The sequence below is a fragment of the Shewanella aegiceratis genome (assembly GCF_019457495.1).
Taxonomy (GTDB): domain Bacteria; phylum Pseudomonadota; class Gammaproteobacteria; order Enterobacterales; family Shewanellaceae; genus Shewanella; species Shewanella loihica.
Window position 1 is genome coordinate 2,898,197 of sequence record NZ_CP080416.1, and the last position, 18,666, is coordinate 2,916,862.

14 protein-coding genes and 3 tRNA genes are annotated in these 18,666 nt (G+C 51.1%); 5 read left to right on the forward strand and 12 right to left on the reverse strand.

The features are described 5' to 3' along the window. Positions 1 to 30: 30 nt before the first annotated feature. Positions 31 to 1,233 carry an enoyl-ACP reductase FabV gene (gene fabV, locus K0H80_RS12775; RefSeq protein WP_220071821.1) on the forward strand — a complete coding sequence of 401 codons (1,203 nt, stop codon included), beginning with the start codon at positions 31 to 33 and terminating at the stop codon, positions 1,231 to 1,233. A gap of 490 nt (positions 1,234 to 1,723) precedes the next feature. Here fabV and K0H80_RS12780 read toward each other — a convergent pair whose 3' ends face one another. From K0H80_RS12780 to K0H80_RS12820, 9 genes are all read right to left on the reverse strand, one after another. After that, entirely contained in the window at positions 1,724 to 3,589 is a 1,866-nt protein-coding gene (locus tag K0H80_RS12780; protein WP_220071822.1) for a SurA N-terminal domain-containing protein, read from the reverse strand. Positions 3,590 to 3,814: 225 nt separating this feature from the next. Next, positions 3,815 to 4,087 (reverse strand): HU family DNA-binding protein, encoded by a 273-nt coding sequence (locus K0H80_RS12785; RefSeq protein ID WP_011866302.1) that lies wholly within the window; start codon positions 4,085 to 4,087, stop codon positions 3,815 to 3,817. Between the two features lie 259 nt (positions 4,088 to 4,346). Continuing rightward, entirely contained in the window at positions 4,347 to 6,704 is a 2,358-nt protein-coding gene (gene lon / locus K0H80_RS12790) for an endopeptidase La (RefSeq protein ID WP_011866303.1), read from the reverse strand. A 126-nt stretch (positions 6,705 to 6,830) separates the two neighbouring features. Further along, the gene (gene clpX, locus K0H80_RS12795; RefSeq protein ID WP_011866304.1) at positions 6,831 to 8,111 is read right to left on the reverse strand and encodes an ATP-dependent protease ATP-binding subunit ClpX; all 1,281 of its coding nucleotides are present in this window, start codon (positions 8,109 to 8,111) and stop codon (positions 6,831 to 6,833) included. An 84-nt stretch (positions 8,112 to 8,195) separates the two neighbouring features. Then, entirely contained in the window at positions 8,196 to 8,807 is a 612-nt protein-coding gene (clpP, locus tag K0H80_RS12800; protein ID WP_011866305.1) for an ATP-dependent Clp endopeptidase proteolytic subunit ClpP, read from the reverse strand. Positions 8,808 to 8,896: 89 nt separating this feature from the next. Then, the gene (tig, locus tag K0H80_RS12805) at positions 8,897 to 10,201 is read right to left on the reverse strand and encodes a trigger factor (protein WP_220042853.1); all 1,305 of its coding nucleotides are present in this window, start codon (positions 10,199 to 10,201) and stop codon (positions 8,897 to 8,899) included. A 252-nt stretch (positions 10,202 to 10,453) separates the two neighbouring features. After that, a tRNA-His gene (locus K0H80_RS12810) sits at positions 10,454 to 10,529 on the reverse strand. Between the two features lie 8 nt (positions 10,530 to 10,537). Then, positions 10,538 to 10,614 (reverse strand) — tRNA-Arg (locus K0H80_RS12815). Positions 10,615 to 10,677: 63 nt separating this feature from the next. Further along, positions 10,678 to 10,754 (reverse strand) — tRNA-Pro (locus K0H80_RS12820). A 347-nt stretch (positions 10,755 to 11,101) separates the two neighbouring features. On the opposite strand from K0H80_RS12820, the gene folD reads away from it, so the two are divergent. Then, positions 11,102 to 11,956, forward strand: coding sequence for a bifunctional methylenetetrahydrofolate dehydrogenase/methenyltetrahydrofolate cyclohydrolase FolD (gene folD / locus K0H80_RS12825; protein WP_011866307.1), 855 nt, complete (start codon positions 11,102 to 11,104; stop codon positions 11,954 to 11,956). Between the two features lie 174 nt (positions 11,957 to 12,130). Here folD and cysS read toward each other — a convergent pair whose 3' ends face one another. Beyond that, positions 12,131 to 13,510, reverse strand: coding sequence for a cysteine--tRNA ligase (cysS, locus tag K0H80_RS12830; protein ID WP_220071823.1), 1,380 nt, complete (start codon positions 13,508 to 13,510; stop codon positions 12,131 to 12,133). A gap of 264 nt (positions 13,511 to 13,774) precedes the next feature. Here cysS and K0H80_RS12835 point away from each other — a divergent pair, with 264 nt between their 5' ends. Together K0H80_RS12835 and K0H80_RS12840 are read left to right on the forward strand one after the other, a co-directional pair. After that, complete coding sequence (locus tag K0H80_RS12835; protein WP_220042855.1) at positions 13,775 to 14,269, forward strand: peptidylprolyl isomerase; 495 nt, start codon at positions 13,775 to 13,777, stop codon at positions 14,267 to 14,269. Between the two features lie 18 nt (positions 14,270 to 14,287). Continuing rightward, positions 14,288 to 15,016 (forward strand): UDP-2,3-diacylglucosamine diphosphatase, encoded by a 729-nt coding sequence (locus tag K0H80_RS12840; RefSeq protein WP_220071824.1) that lies wholly within the window; start codon positions 14,288 to 14,290, stop codon positions 15,014 to 15,016. Positions 15,017 to 15,089: 73 nt separating this feature from the next. On the opposite strand, the gene miaE is transcribed toward K0H80_RS12840, so the two are convergent. Next, positions 15,090 to 15,860: a tRNA isopentenyl-2-thiomethyl-A-37 hydroxylase MiaE gene (miaE, locus tag K0H80_RS12845; RefSeq protein WP_220071825.1), complete on the reverse strand. Its 771-nt coding sequence runs from the start codon at positions 15,858 to 15,860 to the stop codon at positions 15,090 to 15,092. Positions 15,861 to 16,110: 250 nt separating this feature from the next. Between miaE and K0H80_RS12850 the strand changes: the two genes are divergently transcribed. Further along, complete coding sequence (locus tag K0H80_RS12850) at positions 16,111 to 16,707, forward strand: Yip1 family protein (RefSeq protein ID WP_220071826.1); 597 nt, start codon at positions 16,111 to 16,113, stop codon at positions 16,705 to 16,707. 86 nt (positions 16,708 to 16,793) lie between these two features. Here the strand turns inward: K0H80_RS12850 and glnS are convergent, their stop codons facing one another. Continuing rightward, positions 16,794 to 18,464, reverse strand: a complete 1,671-nt coding sequence (gene glnS / locus K0H80_RS12855) for a glutamine--tRNA ligase (protein WP_220071827.1) — start codon at positions 18,462 to 18,464, stop codon at positions 16,794 to 16,796. Positions 18,465 to 18,666: the final 202 nt, after the last annotated feature.

Sequence of the window (18,666 nt, forward strand, 5' to 3'; positions counted from 1 at the left end):
TTATGGCACTTTTTCAAGAGAAGCAGAAACATGATAATCAAACCCAAAACACGTGGCTTTATTTGTACCACCACTCATCCGGTTGGCTGTGAAGCAAATGTACTAGAGCAAATCAACATCACTAAGGCAAAAGGCCCTGTCGCCAACGGCCCTAAGAAAGTATTAGTGATCGGCTCTTCAAGTGGCTATGGTCTATCTTCGCGCATTGCGGCAGCCTTTGGCAGCGGCGCGGCAACCCTCGGCGTCTTTTTTGAAAAACCAGGTACCGAGACTAAACCTGGTACGGCTGGCTGGTATAACTCAGCGGCCTTCGACAAGTTTGCGAAGCAAGACGGTCTCTATTCTAAGAGCCTTAACTGTGATGCCTTCAGCCATGAAGCCAAGCAGAAAGCTATCGAGCTGATCAAGCAAGATCTGGGTCAGGTAGACATGGTCGTCTACTCACTGGCCTCTCCGGTAAGAAAACTGCCTGACAGCGGTGAGCTGATTCGCTCGTCACTGAAGCCAATTGGCGAGACATACAAGTCTACCGCGGTTGATACCAACAAAGATCTGATCATCGAAACCAGCGTAGAGCCGGCCACAGAGCAAGAAATTCAAGATACTGTTACCGTCATGGGCGGTCAGGATTGGGAACTGTGGATCAATGCCCTGGCCGAGGCTGGCGTGCTGACTCCAGATTGTAAGACAGTTGCCTACAGCTACATAGGCACAGAGCTGACCTGGCCTATCTACTGGCACGGCGCCCTGGGCAAGGCCAAGATGGACCTTGACCGCGCCGCGCAAGCACTCAACGACAAGCTATCGTCCACAGGTGGCAGCGCCAACGTCGCCGTACTCAAGAGTGTGGTCACTCAGGCCAGCTCGGCCATCCCTGTAATGCCACTCTACATCGCCATGGTATTTAAGAAGATGCGCGAAGAGGGTCTGCACGAGGGCTGTCAGGAGCAGATCAACCGTATGTTCCACGAGCGCCTCTACCGCGCCGACGGTGCAGCACCGGCAGTCGATGATGCTAACCGCCTGCGTCTGGACGACTGGGAGCTTCGTGACGAAATTCAGCAGCACTGCCGCGACCTATGGCCGACCATCACCACAGAGAACCTCAGCGAACTCACCGACTACCGTGAGTACAAGGAAGAGTTCCTCAAGCTGTTTGGTTTCGGTATCGAGTCTGTAGACTATGACGCCGATGTGAACCCTGAGGTGAACTTCGACGTCGAGCAGTTCTAAACCGCTCGCTCATCGATAAAAAGCCACGGCCATTGCCGTGGCTTTTTGTTTTCCGGCTTATTTGCCCTGAAGCGCCTCAGACGTATTCTTAAGCCGCAATTGGTTCGACCTGCCATAAGCCCCAATAAAAGTTGCATTCTCTCAACTCATCTCTTCTAAGCGGCGTTATGAGTAGGCTAAAAACAATCTCCCTACCAATCCCCCATAGAAGACAAATAAGAGTGATAACTGCAAAAGCAGATGCTGATCGCTACTGGCTAGAAGCCTAGACCAAACACCCGATAGAAAGGCAGTTGTCCACACTCACCTCCCCAAACGAAGCGGTGAAAATGCCTTCTAAACAGCAATTCAGGCTGATCTCCCCCTTCGTCGGATTGTCGCTCTGAACACACAGGCAAACCGAATTTAATGGCCTCTGGCCAAATCTTAGCAACAAAAAAGCCAGTCACTAGGACTGGCTTTTGGCAACTCATCTTATTCTCAAGATAAATTATTCGGCTGGCGTGTAAACCACTTCCGCCTGAGCCTTCAGCGCGGCGATAAGCGCGCGGTAGTCGTTCTCACTGTACTGAGAGTTTAAACGTTGCTTAAGAGCCGTTACCAGGCTCTCATCGACGCTCTCGGCTTGATTCACCTTATCTAGGATCACCACGGCATAACCGTTAGCCAAGGCCGCGGTATCAACCACAAACTGCTCTGCTGGCTGGGCCATCTCGAACGCCTTGCTAACAATAGAGGTATCTATGCCTTGCTCGCCACGGCTTAGCTGAGTGCGAGTGATCATCTCGGCCGGGATCTCACCGCCCTTGATGGCTGCCATCATCTCTTGCGCCTTGTCGCGTGCCAGCTCGTTAGCCTTATCTTGCTTGAGACGCTCGACAATGGTCGCCTTCACGTCGGCAAACTCCATGGTGCCCGCCGCAGCGTGCTTGTTCACACGCACCACGACCACATGGTTATCACCCAGCTCGATCACATCACTGTTCATGCCATCGAGCAAAACCGTGTTAGAGAAGGCCGCTTTAAGCACATCGGCAGAGTTTAGTGGCTCTGGCGCATTGTCGCGGGTAAATACTGGGCTGGTCTTGACCGCAACGCCCACTTCTTTAGCCGCTTCGGCTAGGGTATCAGGTACTTCGTAGCTCACGTCAGACAGGCGCTGTTGCAGGGTATAAAACTCGTTAACTGCCTTGTCTTGTTGGATCTGGGCAACGATCTTGTCTTTTACCGCCTCGAATGGCGAGGTCGATGCCGCTTGTAGATCGAGCAGCTTGATGATGTGGTAACCAAAGCTGGTCTTCACTATGTCTGAGTACTGACCTTTTTCCAGTGCGAATAGCGCCTGGTCGAAAGGCGCTTCCATCACGCCCTGTTCGAACCAATCCAGCTTACCGCCCTGCTCACCACTGAAGCTGTCATCTGAATCACTCTTAGCCAGCGCTTCAAAATCTTCGCCCGCCTTAAGCTTAGTCATGATCGCTTCGGCCTTAGCCTTAGCGGCATCCTCATCATCACCCAGGCTTACCAAAATATGGGCAGCCAGACGCTTCTCAGGCTGCAGGTACTGCGCCTTGTTCTCGTCGTAATAGGTCTTAGCTTCATCATCGCTTACCTGAATCGCCGAGGCCAATTGATTAGCACTTAGCTCGATATAATCCAGCGCAATGGTTTCAGGACGCACAAACAGCGACTGATTTTGCTGATAGTAGGTATTCGCTTCTTCGTCACTTACGCTTACAGTGGCCAGCATAGGCTCGGCATCGACCACATGGTAACGAATGTCACGGGTTTGTCCCTGGATCTTGGCCAGATACTCGGCTTCACCAGGCAACACAAATTCAGAACCTACAACGGTCACCACTAGCTGACGACGAGTCATGTCACCACGCATCATGTCGCGGAAGCTGTTGGCTTGATAGCCAAGCTGGCGGATTAAAGCTAGGTAACGGTCGTTGTCAAACTTACCGTCGGTTTGGAAGGCGGGCTCATTCATGATAGCCGTCTTGATCTGTTGATCAGACACTGTAAGCCCTAAGTCGGCAGCGGCTTGATCCACCAACTTGTCGGCGATCAGACGCTCTAATACATTCTGCTTCACGCTAGCCAGGTAGCTTTCGTTGCTGGCCAAGGTGTCGTACATATCACCCAGTTGCTGCTCTAATCGAGCACGCTCGCTTTGATAGGCTTGCTCCAGTGCAGATTTACTGATCTCTTCACCATTAACCGTAGCCGCGCTCGGCTCCGAAGATGAACCCAAATAGCTACTCACGCCAGTAAATGCAAAGGACAAAATGACAAGAACGAGAATGCCTTTAGCAATCACGCCCTGTGAGCCTTCGCGAATCTTTTCTAACATCAGACTTCTCGCTCGTTGCAATAAAAATAAAAAGGCGCATCACCTATTGGAGGATGCGCCATTTTTGTAATTTGTAGACCTAGTTTACACAGTGCGTAATGTTAGGCCAACGGCTTGATAATGAGGGTTACATTATCAAAACCCCTACTCGTAAAAAGCACTGTCTAAACAGTGCTTATCAAACTACTCGTAAGGTTTACAAAGGCCACCTTAACTAAGTGTGTCTTAGTTTACAGCGTCTTTAAGTGCTTTACCGGCCTTGAATGCTGGAATGTTTGCTGCAGCAATCTTGATCTCTTTACCAGTCTGTGGGTTGCGACCAGTACGCTCTGCGCGTTGACGCACTTCAAAAGTACCAAAACCAACTAGAGAGATTTTATCGCCATCTTTTAAGCCATCAGTCACAGCAGAAATAAAAGAATCTAGAGCACGACCAGCGGCCGCTTTAGAGATATCAGCACCAGAAGCGATTTTCTCGATTAGTTCAGATTTGTTCATGTCATCCCCTTGAATTTAATTTTTGCGCCGCAACCAAATCCTTCTCTAGAGCGGTCTGCGGAGGCTTTTTATAACAAGCTTGAAACTAAAGTTCAAGCCAAATAGGAAAACCTAAGAATTAAAATTGGAATAAGCCTAAAAACCAGCAGCGCCAAGGGCTGCAGCTAATATGCTATCCACAGACCTAGGCTACCACAGGTTTAGATTTTAAAAAGCCCCTTTTTGCATTTTTTTTAATGCAAATAGGCATTTTCTTGCGTTAGACCAAATTTTTAACAACTTCAAAGCCTTCGATTGGTCGTTCTAGCGCCAGCTTAAGCACCTCATCCACCCAACGTACGGGTCTGATCTCAAGGTCGGCCACGACATTGGCTGGGATTTCCTCGAGGTCACGCTCGTTCTCCTTAGGAATAAGCACCAACTTAGTACCGCCGCGATGGGCCGCCAGCAGCTTCTCTTTCAGACCGCCGATTGGCAAGACCTCACCGCGCAGGGTGATCTCACCGGTCATGGCCACATCGGCGCGCACCGGGTTCCCTGTCAGGCTCGAGACCAAGGCGGTACACATGGCCGCACCGGCAGAAGGACCGTCTTTCGGCGTCGCCCCTTCAGGCACGTGCACGTGAATGTCACGCTTCTCATAAAAATCTGGATTGATGCCCAGCTGCTCGGCGCGGGCACGTACCACTGTCATGGCCGCCTGAATCGACTCCTGCATCACGTCACCCAGAGAGCCAGTGTAAGTCAGCTTGCCCTTACCCGGCACAGAGGTAGCTTCGATGGTCAGCAGATCGCCACCCACTTCGGTCCAGGCAAGGCCTGTCACCTGGCCAATCTGGTTGTTCGACTCGGCCTTACCATAGTCGAAACGCTGCACGCCGAGGAACGACTTGAGATTGTCTTGGTTGACATCCACATGCTTCACCGACTTGTCCAGCAGGATCTGTTTAACTACCTTACGGCAGATCTTAGACAGTTCGCGCTCAAGCGCACGCACACCGGCTTCGCGGGTGTAGTAACGGATGATGCCAATAATGGCGCTCTCATCGACGTTGACTTCGCTGGCCTTGAGGCCGTTACGCTCGATCTGTTTAGGCAACAGATGCTGCTTAGCGATGTTGAGCTTCTCATCTTCTGTGTAACCCGACAGACGAATCACTTCCATACGGTCCAGCAGTGGACCTGGAATGTTCATTGAGTTAGAGGTGGCCACAAACATCACATCGCTCAGATCGTAATCGACTTCCAGGTAGTGGTCACTAAAGGTCGCATTCTGCTCAGGATCTAACACCTCAAGCAGCGCCGACGCCGGGTCACCACGCATGTCGCTGCTCATCTTATCGATCTCATCGAGCAGGAAGAGTGGGTTCTTCACGCCAACCTTAGACATCTTCTGGATCACCTTACCTGGCATTGAGCCAATATAGGTACGGCGATGACCACGGATCTCGGCTTCATCTCGCACACCGCCGAGCGCAACACGGACATATTTACGTCCGGTCGCCTTGGCGATAGATTGTCCCAGCGAGGTCTTACCCACACCCGGTGGCCCCACGAGACACAGGATAGGTCCCTTTAGCTGCTTAACACGGCTCTGCACCGCCAGATACTCGAGAATGCGCTCTTTAACCTTTTCCAGACCATAATGGTCTGTGTCCAGCACATCCTGGGCCTTGGCGAGATCGCGCTTAATCTTAGAGCGCTGTTTCCAGGGCACAGAGATCATCCAGTCCACATAGCTGCGCACTACAGTGGCCTCGGCGGACATAGGCGACATCATCTTCAGCTTGTTAAGCTCGGCGGTGGCCTTCTCTTTGGCCTCGCTCGGCATGCCGGCTTCTTCAATCTTACGGGTCAGGGTCTCGAACTCGTCGTGAGACTCGTCGATATCCCCAAGCTCCTTCTGAATTGCCTTCATCTGCTCATTGAGATAATACTCGCGCTGGCTCTTCTCCATCTGCTTCTTGACGCGAGAGCGAATGCGCTTCTCCACCTGCAACAGATCGATCTCCGACTCCATCATGGCCATCAGATATTCGAGGCGCTCGGAGACGTTAACCATCTCCAGCACCGCCTGCTTATCTTCAAGCTTAAGTGGCATATGGGCCGCCATGGTATCGGCAAGGCGCGCGGCTTCATCGATCCCCGACAGTGAGGTTAATACCTCTGGCGGGATCTTCTTGTTTAGCTTGATATAACCTTCGAACTGACCGATGGCCGATCGCACCAATACTTCCTCTTCCTTATCGGCAAGTTCTTCCGATTCGAGGTATTGGGCGGTCGCCACAAAAAATTCGGTTTCTTGAGTGTACTTGTCGATACGGGCACGTTGGCCACCTTCGACCAGCACCTTCACAGTGCCGTCAGGCAGTTTGAGCAGTTGTAAGATAGAGGCAACGGTACCGACCTCGAAGATATCATCGCTGGTCGGCTCATCTAATTCAGCATCGCGCTGGGCCACTAATATAATCTGCTTATCTTGCTCCATCGCCGCTTCCAGGCAGCGAATAGATTTTTCCCGACCGACAAACAGGGGAATAACCATATGGGGGTAAACCACCACGTCTCTCAATGGCAGTACCGGGAGTTCGATTCGCGCTTCACGCTCTAAGGTCATAGCTCGATTCCGTTTGGTAACAATATTAATGAGTATATTGGGGTGTTTAAGTGGGTTTCAATGGCAAATATAAAAAAAGGAGCCCAGTGGACTCCTTTATGTTTATTTCGCTTCACGTTAGCCGAATTATTGTTCAGCCACCGCGGCTTGCGTCTCGTTGGCTTCGTAGATGAGGATAGGAGCGGACTCGCCCTTAACCACAGACTCATCGATAACCACCTTGGCCACGTTCTCGGTTGATGGCAGGTCGTACATGATGTCCAGTAGAATGCCTTCGACGATTGAACGCAGACCGCGAGCACCCGTCTTACGATCCATCGCTTTCAGGGCAATCGCCTTGAGCGCATCTTCTCTGAACTCAAGCTCAACCCCTTCCATCTCGAACAGGGCGGCAAACTGCTTAGTCAGCGCATTCTTTGGCTCAGACAGGATCTGAATCAGCGCCGCTTCATCCAGCTCGGCCAGGGTTGCCAGTACAGGCAGACGACCGATGAACTCAGGGATCAAACCATACTTCACCAGATCTTCAGGCTCAACCTGCAGCAATACGTCTGAGATAGTCGCCTTATCGGCCTCGCCTTTCACCTCGGCACCGAAACCTATGCCGGTACCGACATGAGAGCGCTGCTCGATCACCTTCTCTAGGCCCGCAAAGGCGCCGCCACAGATGAAGAGGATCTTAGAGGTATCAACCTGCAAGAACTCCTGCTGAGGATGCTTACGTCCGCCTTGGGGCGGTACGGCAGCCACTGTGCCTTCGATCAGCTTAAGCAGCGCCTGCTGCACGCCTTCACCGGACACGTCACGGGTGATCGATGGGTTATCTGACTTGCGGCTGATCTTATCGATCTCATCGATATAGACGATACCGCGCTGGGCCTTCTCGACATCATAGTCGCATTTCTGCAGCAGCTTCTGAATGATGTTCTCAACATCCTCACCCACATAACCGGCTTCGGTTAAGGTGGTGGCATCGGCCATGGTAAAAGGCACATTCAAGAACCGAGCTAAGGTCTCGGCAAGCAGCGTCTTACCACTACCGGTTGGGCCAATAAGCAGGATGTTACTCTTGCCCAGCTCGACACCGTCTTTAGGCGTAGCATTCTTTAAACGCTTATAGTGGTTATATACAGCAACAGATAAGACTTTCTTAGCCTTCTCTTGACCTATGACATAGTCGTCAAGATGCGCTCTGAGCTCATGTGGCGTAGGTAATCTATCTTGATCTTGCTTTGGCGATATCTCACGAATCTCTTCACGGATAATATCGTTGCAAAGCTCTACACACTCGTCACATACATACACAGAAGGGCCGGCGATGAGCTTACGAACCTCATGCTGACTCTTTCCACAAAAAGAGCAGTACAGCAGTTTCCCGCTATCACCGTTACTTTTGTTGTCGCCCATTAGTTTACCTCTTTTGCAGTTTCACTCACTGCACAATTCTTCTCTTACGCCTTTTACTGATCATAGCTCAGCAAGCGACAAATATCAGCCTCGTTTATCGAGCACAGAGTCAACCAATCCGTACTCTGCGGCCTCGGTTGCACTCATGAAATTGTCACGATCCGTATCGCGCTCGATCACTTCCAGCGGCTGGCCTGTATGGTCGGCAAGCATCTGGTTCAGCTTGTTCTTGATGCCCAAAATCTCTTGTGCATGAATCGCGATATCGGATGCCTGGCCCTGGAAGCCACCCAATGGCTGATGGATCATCACACGTGAGTTCGGCAGACAGTGACGCTTACCCTTGGCACCACCGGCAAGCAGGAAGGCCCCCATACTGGCGGCCTGGCCGATGCAGACTGTGCTGACGTTTGGCTTAATAAACTGCATGGTATCATAAATCGCCATCCCCGCAGTGACCGAGCCACCAGGAGAGTTAATATAAAGATAGATATCTTTATCTGGGCTCTCAGACTCGAGGAACAGTAGCTGAGCCACAATCAGGTTAGCCATATGCTCTTCAACCTGACCAACGAGAAAGATCACCCTCTCTTTGAGCAGACGAGAATAAATATCATATGAACGTTCCCCTTTGGCAGTTTGTTCAACGACCATAGGCACAAGTGCATTCAGTACTGATTCTGGCGCATTTTGCATTATTAACTTCCCTAAATAAAAACGGCCCGCATGAGGAGCCTCATACGAGCCATTATAAATGGCTAACAGCCATTTAAGTCAAGCATAGGTTACGCGCGACCGGTAGCCTTGTTCATAAATTCTTCGAATTGAACTGCTTTCTCGGTAACCTTGGCAGTTTTCAGCAGTGCTTCAACAGCTTGCTCTTCTAGCGCAACGTTACGCATGTTCTGCATCATCTCTTGGTTGTTATTGTAATATTCAATAACTTCCTGTGGATCTTCGTAGGCAGAAGCCATAGAAGCGATCAGCGCTTGAACACGCTCGTCGTCAGCTTTCAGCTCGTTAGTCTTGATCACTTCGCCAAGTAGCAGACCCACTTTTACGCGGCGCTCGGCTTGCTCGGTGAACAGGTCAGCTGGTAGCTCAGGCATGTTAGCGGCTTGGTTGCCGAAACGCTGCATAGCTTGTTGACGCAGAACGTTAACTTCGCCATCGATTAGTGCCTTAGGCAGGTCGATTTCGTTTTGCTCAAGCAGACCGTTTAGGACCTGATCTTTGACGTTAGCTTTAAGCGCTTGCTCAAGCTCACGGCTCATGTTCTTACGGATCTCAACTTTCAGCGCTTCCAGGCCGCCATCGGCAACGCCGAACAGCTTAGCGAACTCGTCGTTCACTTCTGGCAGGTTAGCCGCTTGTACTTCTTTCAGAGTAATAGCGAACTTGGCTACTTTACCCTTCAGGTTTTCTGCGTGGTAGTCTTCTGGGAAAGTCACGTCGATATCGAATGCTTCACCGGCTTTGTGACCTTCAACACCAGACTCGAAACCTGGGATCATACGGCCGCTGCCTAGTTGAAGTTCGAAATCTTCAGCCTTGCCGCCTTCGAACTCTTCACCGTCGATAGAACCAACGAAGTCGATCTTCGCCTTGTCGCCTTCGGCAGCTTCACGCTCAACCGCTTCGAACGTAGCGTGTTGCTTGCGCAGCGTTTCGATCATTGCATCAACGTCTGCATCGGTAACTTCGGCAGTTGGTTGCTCAACTTCAATCGCATCTAGGCCTTTTAGTTCTACTTCTGGGTAGATTTCGAAGGTAGCAACAAACTGGAAGTTTTCAGCGTCGGTTTCACCAGGAACGAAAGTTGGTGCACCGGCTGGGTTCAATTTTTCTGCGATGATGGCTTCGATAAAGTTACGTTGCATCACTTCGCCAGTGATCTCTTGACGAATCGCTTTACCATAACGCTTGTTGATCACGCTTACAGGTACCTTGCCTGGACGGAAACCAGGAATACGTGCACGCTTAGCTTCATTTTTCAAACTATCAGAAACGGCTTTTTCAATCTGCTCAGCAGGAACAGAGATAGTTAGGCGGCGCTCTAAACCTTGTGTTGTTTCTACAGAAACTTGCATTGTTTTACCTCGAAATATGTCAAACGTCTTTTGTAATAGCCGAATCATCAACTATTAAGGTATTCGTTTCTTGATCTAAAAAAACGACTAAAATGCCTTGGTAACTGGGTTTGGCAGTCGTCGCACATAGTTGAAATTTATCAAGACGCGACATTATAGCCACGGTTTTCGGCATAGTCGAGCCTCAAAGCCCTAATTACGGACGTAAAAAAAGCGACCAAAGGTCGCTTTTTTTATTTTCTTCGAAAGAAGTGGGGTGACTGATGGGACTTGAACCCACGACAACCGGAATCACAATCCGGGGCTCTACCAACTGAGCTACAATCACCACTGATTTGGTACGCCCGGCAGGATTCGAACCTGCGGCCATCCGCTTAGAAGGCGGATGCTCTATCCAACTGAGCTACGGGCGCGTCGTTATGAACTTGGTTCATATCCTAACAGGGCAAATAACGTCTCCACGTTATTTTAAAATTTGGTCGGTGATAGAGGATTCGAACCTCTGACCCTCTGGTCCCAAACCAGATGCGCTACCGGACTGCGCTAATCACCGAGAATCTTGATTCCTGACGATACTCTGGGTGTCGTCGAGAACGGAGCGCATATTATCCCCTCATATGGTTAGCGTCAACGATTTTTTTGCAATGCCGACGCGCCTGACTATTTAAGCAGCTATCCGCAACTTTATTAAGCAATTCGCGCAAATATCCAAGCAATTAATCAATTTCATCCCCCTAAATAGCCTTATTTAGAGTAGCTAGACATATCGTGGCCCTCGCCGACATTATTCATATATTAGAACTGACTGTTATCGAGCTAAGTCAATGACAGTTTCCGCCCCCCCTGTTAAAATGTCGCCGATTTTTTATTATCGCGCCATATTAAGGAAATCCACCCCCCATGACAGCACAAATAATCGATGGCAAAGCGATTGCTCAATCCATTCGAAAACAACTGAGTGCCAAAGTAACCGCCCGCAAAGAGGCCGGAAAACGTGTACCGGGATTAGCCGTTATCTTAGTGGGAGCCGATCCCGCCTCTCAGGTCTATGTCGGCAGTAAGCGCCGTGCCTGTGAAGAGGTTGGCTTCCTATCACAATCTTTTGACCTGCCGACCGAAACCTCGGAAGCCGATCTGCTGGCCCTGATCGACAAGTGCAACGAAGACCCGAGCATCGACGGTATCTTGGTTCAACTGCCGCTACCGGATCATATTGAAGAGTCAAAGGTGATCGAGCGTATTCGCCCGGATAAAGATGTCGACGGTTTCCATCCTTATAATGTGGGTCGTCTGGCTCAGCGCATTCCAGTACTGCGTTCTTGCACGCCAATGGGGATCATGACACTTATCAAGTCCACCGGCGTAGATACCTATGGTCTGGATGCTGTGGTCGTTGGCGCCTCTAATATCGTCGGCCGCCCGATGACGCTAGAGCTGTTATTAGCCGGCTGCACCACGACTACCTGCCACCGCTTCACCCGTGACCTTGAAGACAAGGTGCGCCGCGCCGACCTACTGATCGTCGCCGTGGGTAAGCCGAACTTTATTCCTGGCGAGTGGATTAAACCGGGCGCCATCGTTATCGACGTGGGCATCAACCGCTTAGAGAGCGGTCAGCTCGTTGGTGATGTGCAATATGATGTGGCCGCCGAGCACGCCAGCCATATCACGCCAGTACCGGGCGGTGTCGGTCCTATGACCATCGCCAGCCTACTGGAAAACACCCTGTACGCCGCGGAAAACTATCACGACTAAAGCTATCACGACTAGTTCTCTCGACTAAGCTATCACGACTAACGTCGACGGCTAAATGTCGACAAGTATTAGTCGTCTGACTTGATTAGCTAGCGACAGATACAAAAAAGCCTGCATATTGCAGGCTTTTTTACGCGTGTCACTTTATTAAGTGACGGAAAACATCATAACGCCTTACTTCTTACGCCAGGTCGTTCCTTCTGGGCCATCTTCCAAGATCACCCCAAGGGCATTAAGGCCATCACGGGCCACATCGGCCGCGGCCCAATCCTTCTCGGCGCGGGCACGGTTACGCTCAGCGATCAAGGCTTCGATCTGCGCCACCTCATCGTCGCTGCCCTCGCCTTTGAAGAAGCCATCGACATCCTGCTCTAAGATCCCCAGCACGTCACCCAACTGCTTCATACTAACGCCCAGGGCAGAAGCCGCCGCTAGGTCATCAACTTTTAGACGGTTGATCTCACGGGCCATGTCAAACAGCACTGAGTAGGCCTCAGGCGTATTGAAGTCATCGTCCATAGCCTCTTTAAACTTAGCCACATACTCGTTTGCTGGCGCAGCCTCGACGCTCAAATCCAGTCCCTTCAACGCGGTGTAGAGACGCTCAAGCGCTGCCTTGGCCTGTTTTAGGTTATCTTCCGAGTAGTTCAGCTGACTGCGGTAGTGACCAGACAGCAGGAAGTAACGCACGGTCGAGGCATCATAATGTGCGAGCACGTCGCGAATGGTGAAGAAGTTATTGAGCGACTTGGACATCTTCTCCTTGTCCACCATCACCATGCCGGTATGCATCCAGTAGTTCACATACGGGGTGTCGTGGGCGCAGCATGACTGAGCGATCTCATTTTCATGGTGAGGGAACTGCAGATCTGAACCGCCGCCATGAATGTCGAAATGCTCACCCAGATGCTTGCTGTTCATCGCCGAACATTCAATATGCCAGCCTGGACGACCAGGGCCCCATGGCGAATCCCAAGTTGGCTCGCCCGGCTTAGACATCTTCCACAGCACGAAATCCATAGGATCGCGCTTGTTCTCGTCCACTTCTACGCGGGCCCCAGCCTGCAGCTGATCCAGGTTCTGACCAGACAGACGACCATATTCAGGGAAGGACGCGACGCTGAAGAGCACATCGCCATTGTCGGCGATATAGGCATGATCACGCTCCAGCAGACGCTCGACCATCTCGATGATCTCAGGCATGTGCTGAGTCGCGCGAGGCTCAAAATCGGGACGTTTCATGTTCAGCGCGTCGAAGTCGTGATACATCTCTTGGGTCAGACGCTCGGTGAGGGCGTCGCAGCTCTCGCCATTCTCGGTGGCGCGCTTGATGATCTTATCGTCGACATCTGTGATGTTACGGTGGAAATTCACATCATAGCCGATATATCTCAGGTATCTGACGATCATGTCAAAAGCAACAAACGTACGTCCGTGACCAATATGACACAAATCATAAATGGTAACCCCGCAGACATACATGCCGACTTTACCTGGCTGTATTGGCTTAAATTCCTCTTTTTGGCGGGTAAGACTGTTGTATAGCTTCAACATTGATATTCTCTACAGATAATTGACAACAAATAGGCCGCTCAGTCTACCACCTGCAAACGGACGCTTCCAGCGTGATTGCGTGAATCTAAAGCGTTTTTTGTGCCTACGCACATTCTCTTAGTCGAATAGGGCAAAATGCGAGAGTTTATCGCTCGGCTAAGCATGTTCCGGGGGAGAAAAGTCACGTCATCCCTTTATGCGCCTTGGTTAATAGGCTAGAATCTGGCGCTATCTGAATAAGTAACCATGATGAGATACAGTCATATGATCACAATGCAAACCAACCACGGTGTTATTAAACTCGAACTCGATGCCGAAAAAGCCCCAGCAACCGTCGCTAACTTCATCAAGTATGCGAAAGACGGCTTTTATGATGGCACCATCTTTCACCGCGTTATCGATGGTTTCATGATCCAGGGCGGCGGATTCACCGAAGATATGTCGCAAAAGCGTTGCAACGAAGCGATCGAAAACGAAGCCAACAATGGTCTGTCTAACCTGGTCGGCACCATCGCTATGGCCCGCACCTCAGATCCACATTCGGCCACCGCGCAGTTCTTCATCAACATCAACGACAACACCTTCCTCGACTTCAAATCTGAGTCGGTACAAGGCTGGGGTTACTGTGTATTCGGTAAAGTCACCGAAGGCATGGATGTGGTTAACCAGATCAAGGCCGTTGCCACCGGCAACCGCGGCATGCATCAAGACGTACCGCTAGAAGCCGTGATCATCGAAAGCGTAACCGTCGAAGCGTAATCACAGGGCCGACACTCGTTGAACTACACCCTGTTTGTGGGCGATCTGCACCTCAGTGCCGATCGCCCCGATATCCTAAACGCCTTCCATCAATTTCTTGACCAAGATGCCAGCCATTGCGACGCCCTCTATATCCTGGGTGATCTGTTTGAAGTCTGGGTGGGCGATGATATCGCCGAGCCTTTTGCCCTGGAGCTTGCCGAGCGCTTAAAGCGATTCTCGACCCATACGCCCATCTATTTTATCCATGGCAACCGCGACTTCCTGCTGGGTAAAGAGTACGCCAAGCGCTCAGGCATGACGCTGCTGCCCGAGGTTTATAGCATTGATCTCTATGGTGAGCCCAGCGTGTTACTCCACGGCGATAGCCTGTGCACCCTGGATAAGGCTTATCAGAGATTCCGCCGCTTTAGAAATATGGCCTGGGCCAAGTTTATCTACAACCACCTGCCCAAGTCGAAACGCATAGCAATTGCCGACAAGCTGCGCAGCAAGAGTAAGCAGAGCAATCAGCTTAAAAGCTATAGCATCATGGATGTGGAGCAGAGTGCGGTCGAGCAATTGATGGCTGAGACTGGGGCTAAGCGCATGATCCATGGTCATACCCACAGACCAGACATTCATCGCCTAGCCGATAACGCTCAGCGTATCGTTGTGGGCGACTGGTATGAGCAAGGCAGCGTGTTGAAGATCAGCCCCAAGGAAGTGAACCTGCAGAGCCTGCCCTTTGGTGAAACAGAGGCATAGGCCAGCCGAAACAGCCTAATCCTCCGATAGTCTACAATGCGCCCTAACTAAGGTCTGTTAAACTTTTCCCGTATCAACAGGCCTCGGGTCTTCCCGAGTGAAACTTAAACTCAGTGTCTGGCGCGCTGATAAGTTCCGCTTCCAGCTTGGCAAAGTGGGCCACACGTTCATCTATATTCTCAGGCGATATCGCCTGGGCCAGCACCAGATAATCTTGATAGTGACGCGCCTCTGAGCGCAGCAGCGACACGTAGAACTTACTCAGGCCCTCATCGAGATAAGGCGCTAGCTTGGCGAAACGCTCACAGGAGCGAGCCTCGATAAAGGCGCCTACGATCAGCTTATCCACCAGGGTAGCCGGCTCATGGGTGCGCACCGCGCGCATCATCCCCTTGGCATAGCGGCCTGCGGTGAGATTCTGATAGGGTATGCCCCGTGCCTGCATGATCTCCAGCACCTGCTCAAAATGGTGAAACTCCTCTTTTATCAGGCGTACCATCTTGGCGATAAGATCCAGGCCGTAATCGACCCCACCCTTCGCGGTCAACTCACCCACCAGCTCATTCTTTTTCACATCCCGCGCCAGAAAGGCATCGATATCCCGCGACTTGTTATAGACGAACTCCTCATAGGGCCTGGCCCACTGGAGTAGCTGATCGCCACTCGCCTTATCCACCGCATACTTACGGATCAAAAACATCGCCGTCTGCGCCGCCTTCAGCTCACAGTTACAGTGATCGATAAGCAGCGCAGCAAGCTGCTCCGGCTGGCTGGCGAGCGCTATCCACTCATCAGGGGTTTCACATTGTAGGAATTGCTTTATCGGGGCTAATAGGGCTTGCATCACACACTCGAGGGTTAAACGGACAGACGCCGACTATTTTACCTATAAAAGCCAGCCTTGGGCAGGTCCATCCGCCTAACAGATGAAAGTTAGCTTGACTAGTCTAAGTTTATGTTCAATAAATAAACTATGTCAGTCCTCACAGGGCTGTTTGGGAGCCTGAGGTCTATTGGGTAGCAGACCAACAGGCAATGCGGGTTCGTCTGAAGTTTGGCGAGCACAATATGAAAGCTGAACAAGGATAATTATAATGATATTGAATCACTTAATGGGGTTATACACTCATCCGAAAGAAGAGTGGCACACAATTGAGAAAAACCACGAAGCGCTGAGAAGCAGTCTTAGCCATGTCATGCTAATCGCCCTCATACCGGCCATCTGTACCTATCTTGCCTCCACCATGTTCGGCTGGAACCTAGGGGTATCCGATCCCCTCTTCCTCACCAAGCAAAGCGCCATGATGATGTCCATCAGCATGTATTTCGGCCTGATTGCCGGCGTCTTCGCCCTGGCCTATCTGGCCTATTGGATGGCAAAAACCTTCGATGCTCAGCCTAGCTACACACAGGCGATCGAGCTGGCAGCATATACCGCAACGCCACTCTTTATGGTAGGCCTGGCGGCGCTCTATCCTGCGCTCTGGTTCATGATGGTCGTTGGACTGGTAGGACTCACCTACTCTGTGTACCTGCTCTACACTGGGGTACCTATCATCATGAATATCCCGGAAGAGAAAGGCTTCATCTATGCCAGTTCGGTAGTCACCGCAGGCCTGGTGCTATTGGTCGCGCTGATGGCTTCGAGCGTCATCCTTTGGAGCTTCGGCCTAGGCCCCATGTACCAATAGACGACTTAGCTGACGCAAGATACAAAAAAGGCTTTAGGGTTCACCTAAAGCCTTTTTTTTAATATCAAGTTTAATACCAAGCAGTATTAGTTAGAAGAGTCTCGCAGGGCAACCGTCAGGTTAAACACCAGATGCTCAGGCGATGAGTCTTTGCTATCGGCGCAGAAGTAACCTTCGCGCTCGAACTGATAGGCCTTCTCGGCCTCTGCATTAACCAGACCCGGCTCGACCAAACCATGCTTAACCACCAATGACTCAGTGTTCAGCACCTCATCAACCGTCTCGGCGGCCGCCGGATTTGGCTGATTGAAGAGTCTGTCATACAGGCGGAACTCGGCTGGCAATGCGCTTGTTGCCTCAACCCAGTGGATCACCCCTTTCACCTTACGGCCATCTGCTGGGTTCTTACCCAGGGTCTGATCGTCATAGGTACAATAGATGGTGGTCACATTGCCCGCCTCATCCTTATCGCAGCGCTCGGCCTTGATCACATAGGCGTTACGCAGACGCACCTCTTTGCCCTGGATAAGACGCTTGTACTTCTTGTTGGCCTCTTCACGGAAATCATCGGCATCAATATAGAGTTCGCGACCGAATACCAGCTCGCGCTCGCCCATAGACTCGATAGTCGGGTGCGCCGGTGCAGATAGCTTCTCTACCTGGCCTTCTGGGTAGTTTTCGATGATCACCTTAACCGGGTTGATCACCGCCATGGCGCGAGGCGCGTGCTCGTTCAGCTCTTCGCGAATACAGGCGTCAAGCATGCTCACTTCGACCATGTTCTCTTGCTTTGTCACACCGATACGACGGCAGAATTCACGAATCGCCGCTGGCGTGTAGCCACGACGACGCAAACCGGCGATGGTTGGCATACGTGGGTCGTCCCATCCCGAAACCAGACCACGCACCACAAGATCGTTAAGCTTACGCTTCGACATTAGGGTGTATTCCAGGTTCAGGCGAGAGAACTCATATTGACGGGTACGGTTTGGCGCCTGGAAATCGTCCAGGTTATCCAGCACCCAGTCATACAGACGGCGGTTGTCCTGGAACTCCAGCGTACAGAGCGAATGAGTGATATCTTCCAGCGCATCAGAGATACAGTGGGTGAAATCATACATAGGGTAGATGCACCACTTGTCGCCTGTCTGATGGTGATGGGCGAAACGGATACGATAGATCACAGGGTCGCGCATACACATAAAGGGGGACGCCATATCGATCTTGGCCCTGAGTGCACATTCGCCCTCTTTGAATTCGCCCTTGCGCATCTTCTCGAACAGCTCAAGGTTTTCTTCGACAGAGGTATCGCGATAGGGACTGTTCTTACCCGGCTCTTTCAGGGTGCCACGGTATTCACGGGTCTGCTCACCATTGAGGAAACAGACATAAGCCAGTCCCTTGTTGATAAGTTCTACCGCGTATTGGTGCAGCTGATCGAAATAGTTCGACGAGTAACGGATCTCACCATCCCATTGGAAACCTAACCAATGTACGTCGGCCTGAATAGAGTTAACGTAATCGATATCCTCTTTCTCAGGGTTGGTATCATCAAAACGTAAGTTACATAGCCCCTTGTAGTCCTGCGCCAAACCGAAGTTCAAACAGATCGATTTTGCGTGACCGATATGAAGATAGCCGTTTGGCTCGGGCGGAAAACGAGTGTGCACACGGGTGTGCTTACCGCTCTCTAAATCTTCATCTATGATGTTACGAATGAAGTTACTTGGACGTACTTCGGTGTCCACATGACTCATGGAAATCCTCTTTGCGAACTCTATTTCATCGGGCGCACAGGTGCCGCTCGAGACTAATGGGAGAAAACCTGCATATTCCTACAGATTTCGCTTCGTTACAACGGCCAAATCGCAAAAACTACCATGATTTAGCGCAAAAACAGAAAAGCAGCGACTTATCGCTGCTTTTCTCGGTTTAACAAGCTGTTTTACATCAGGCTTA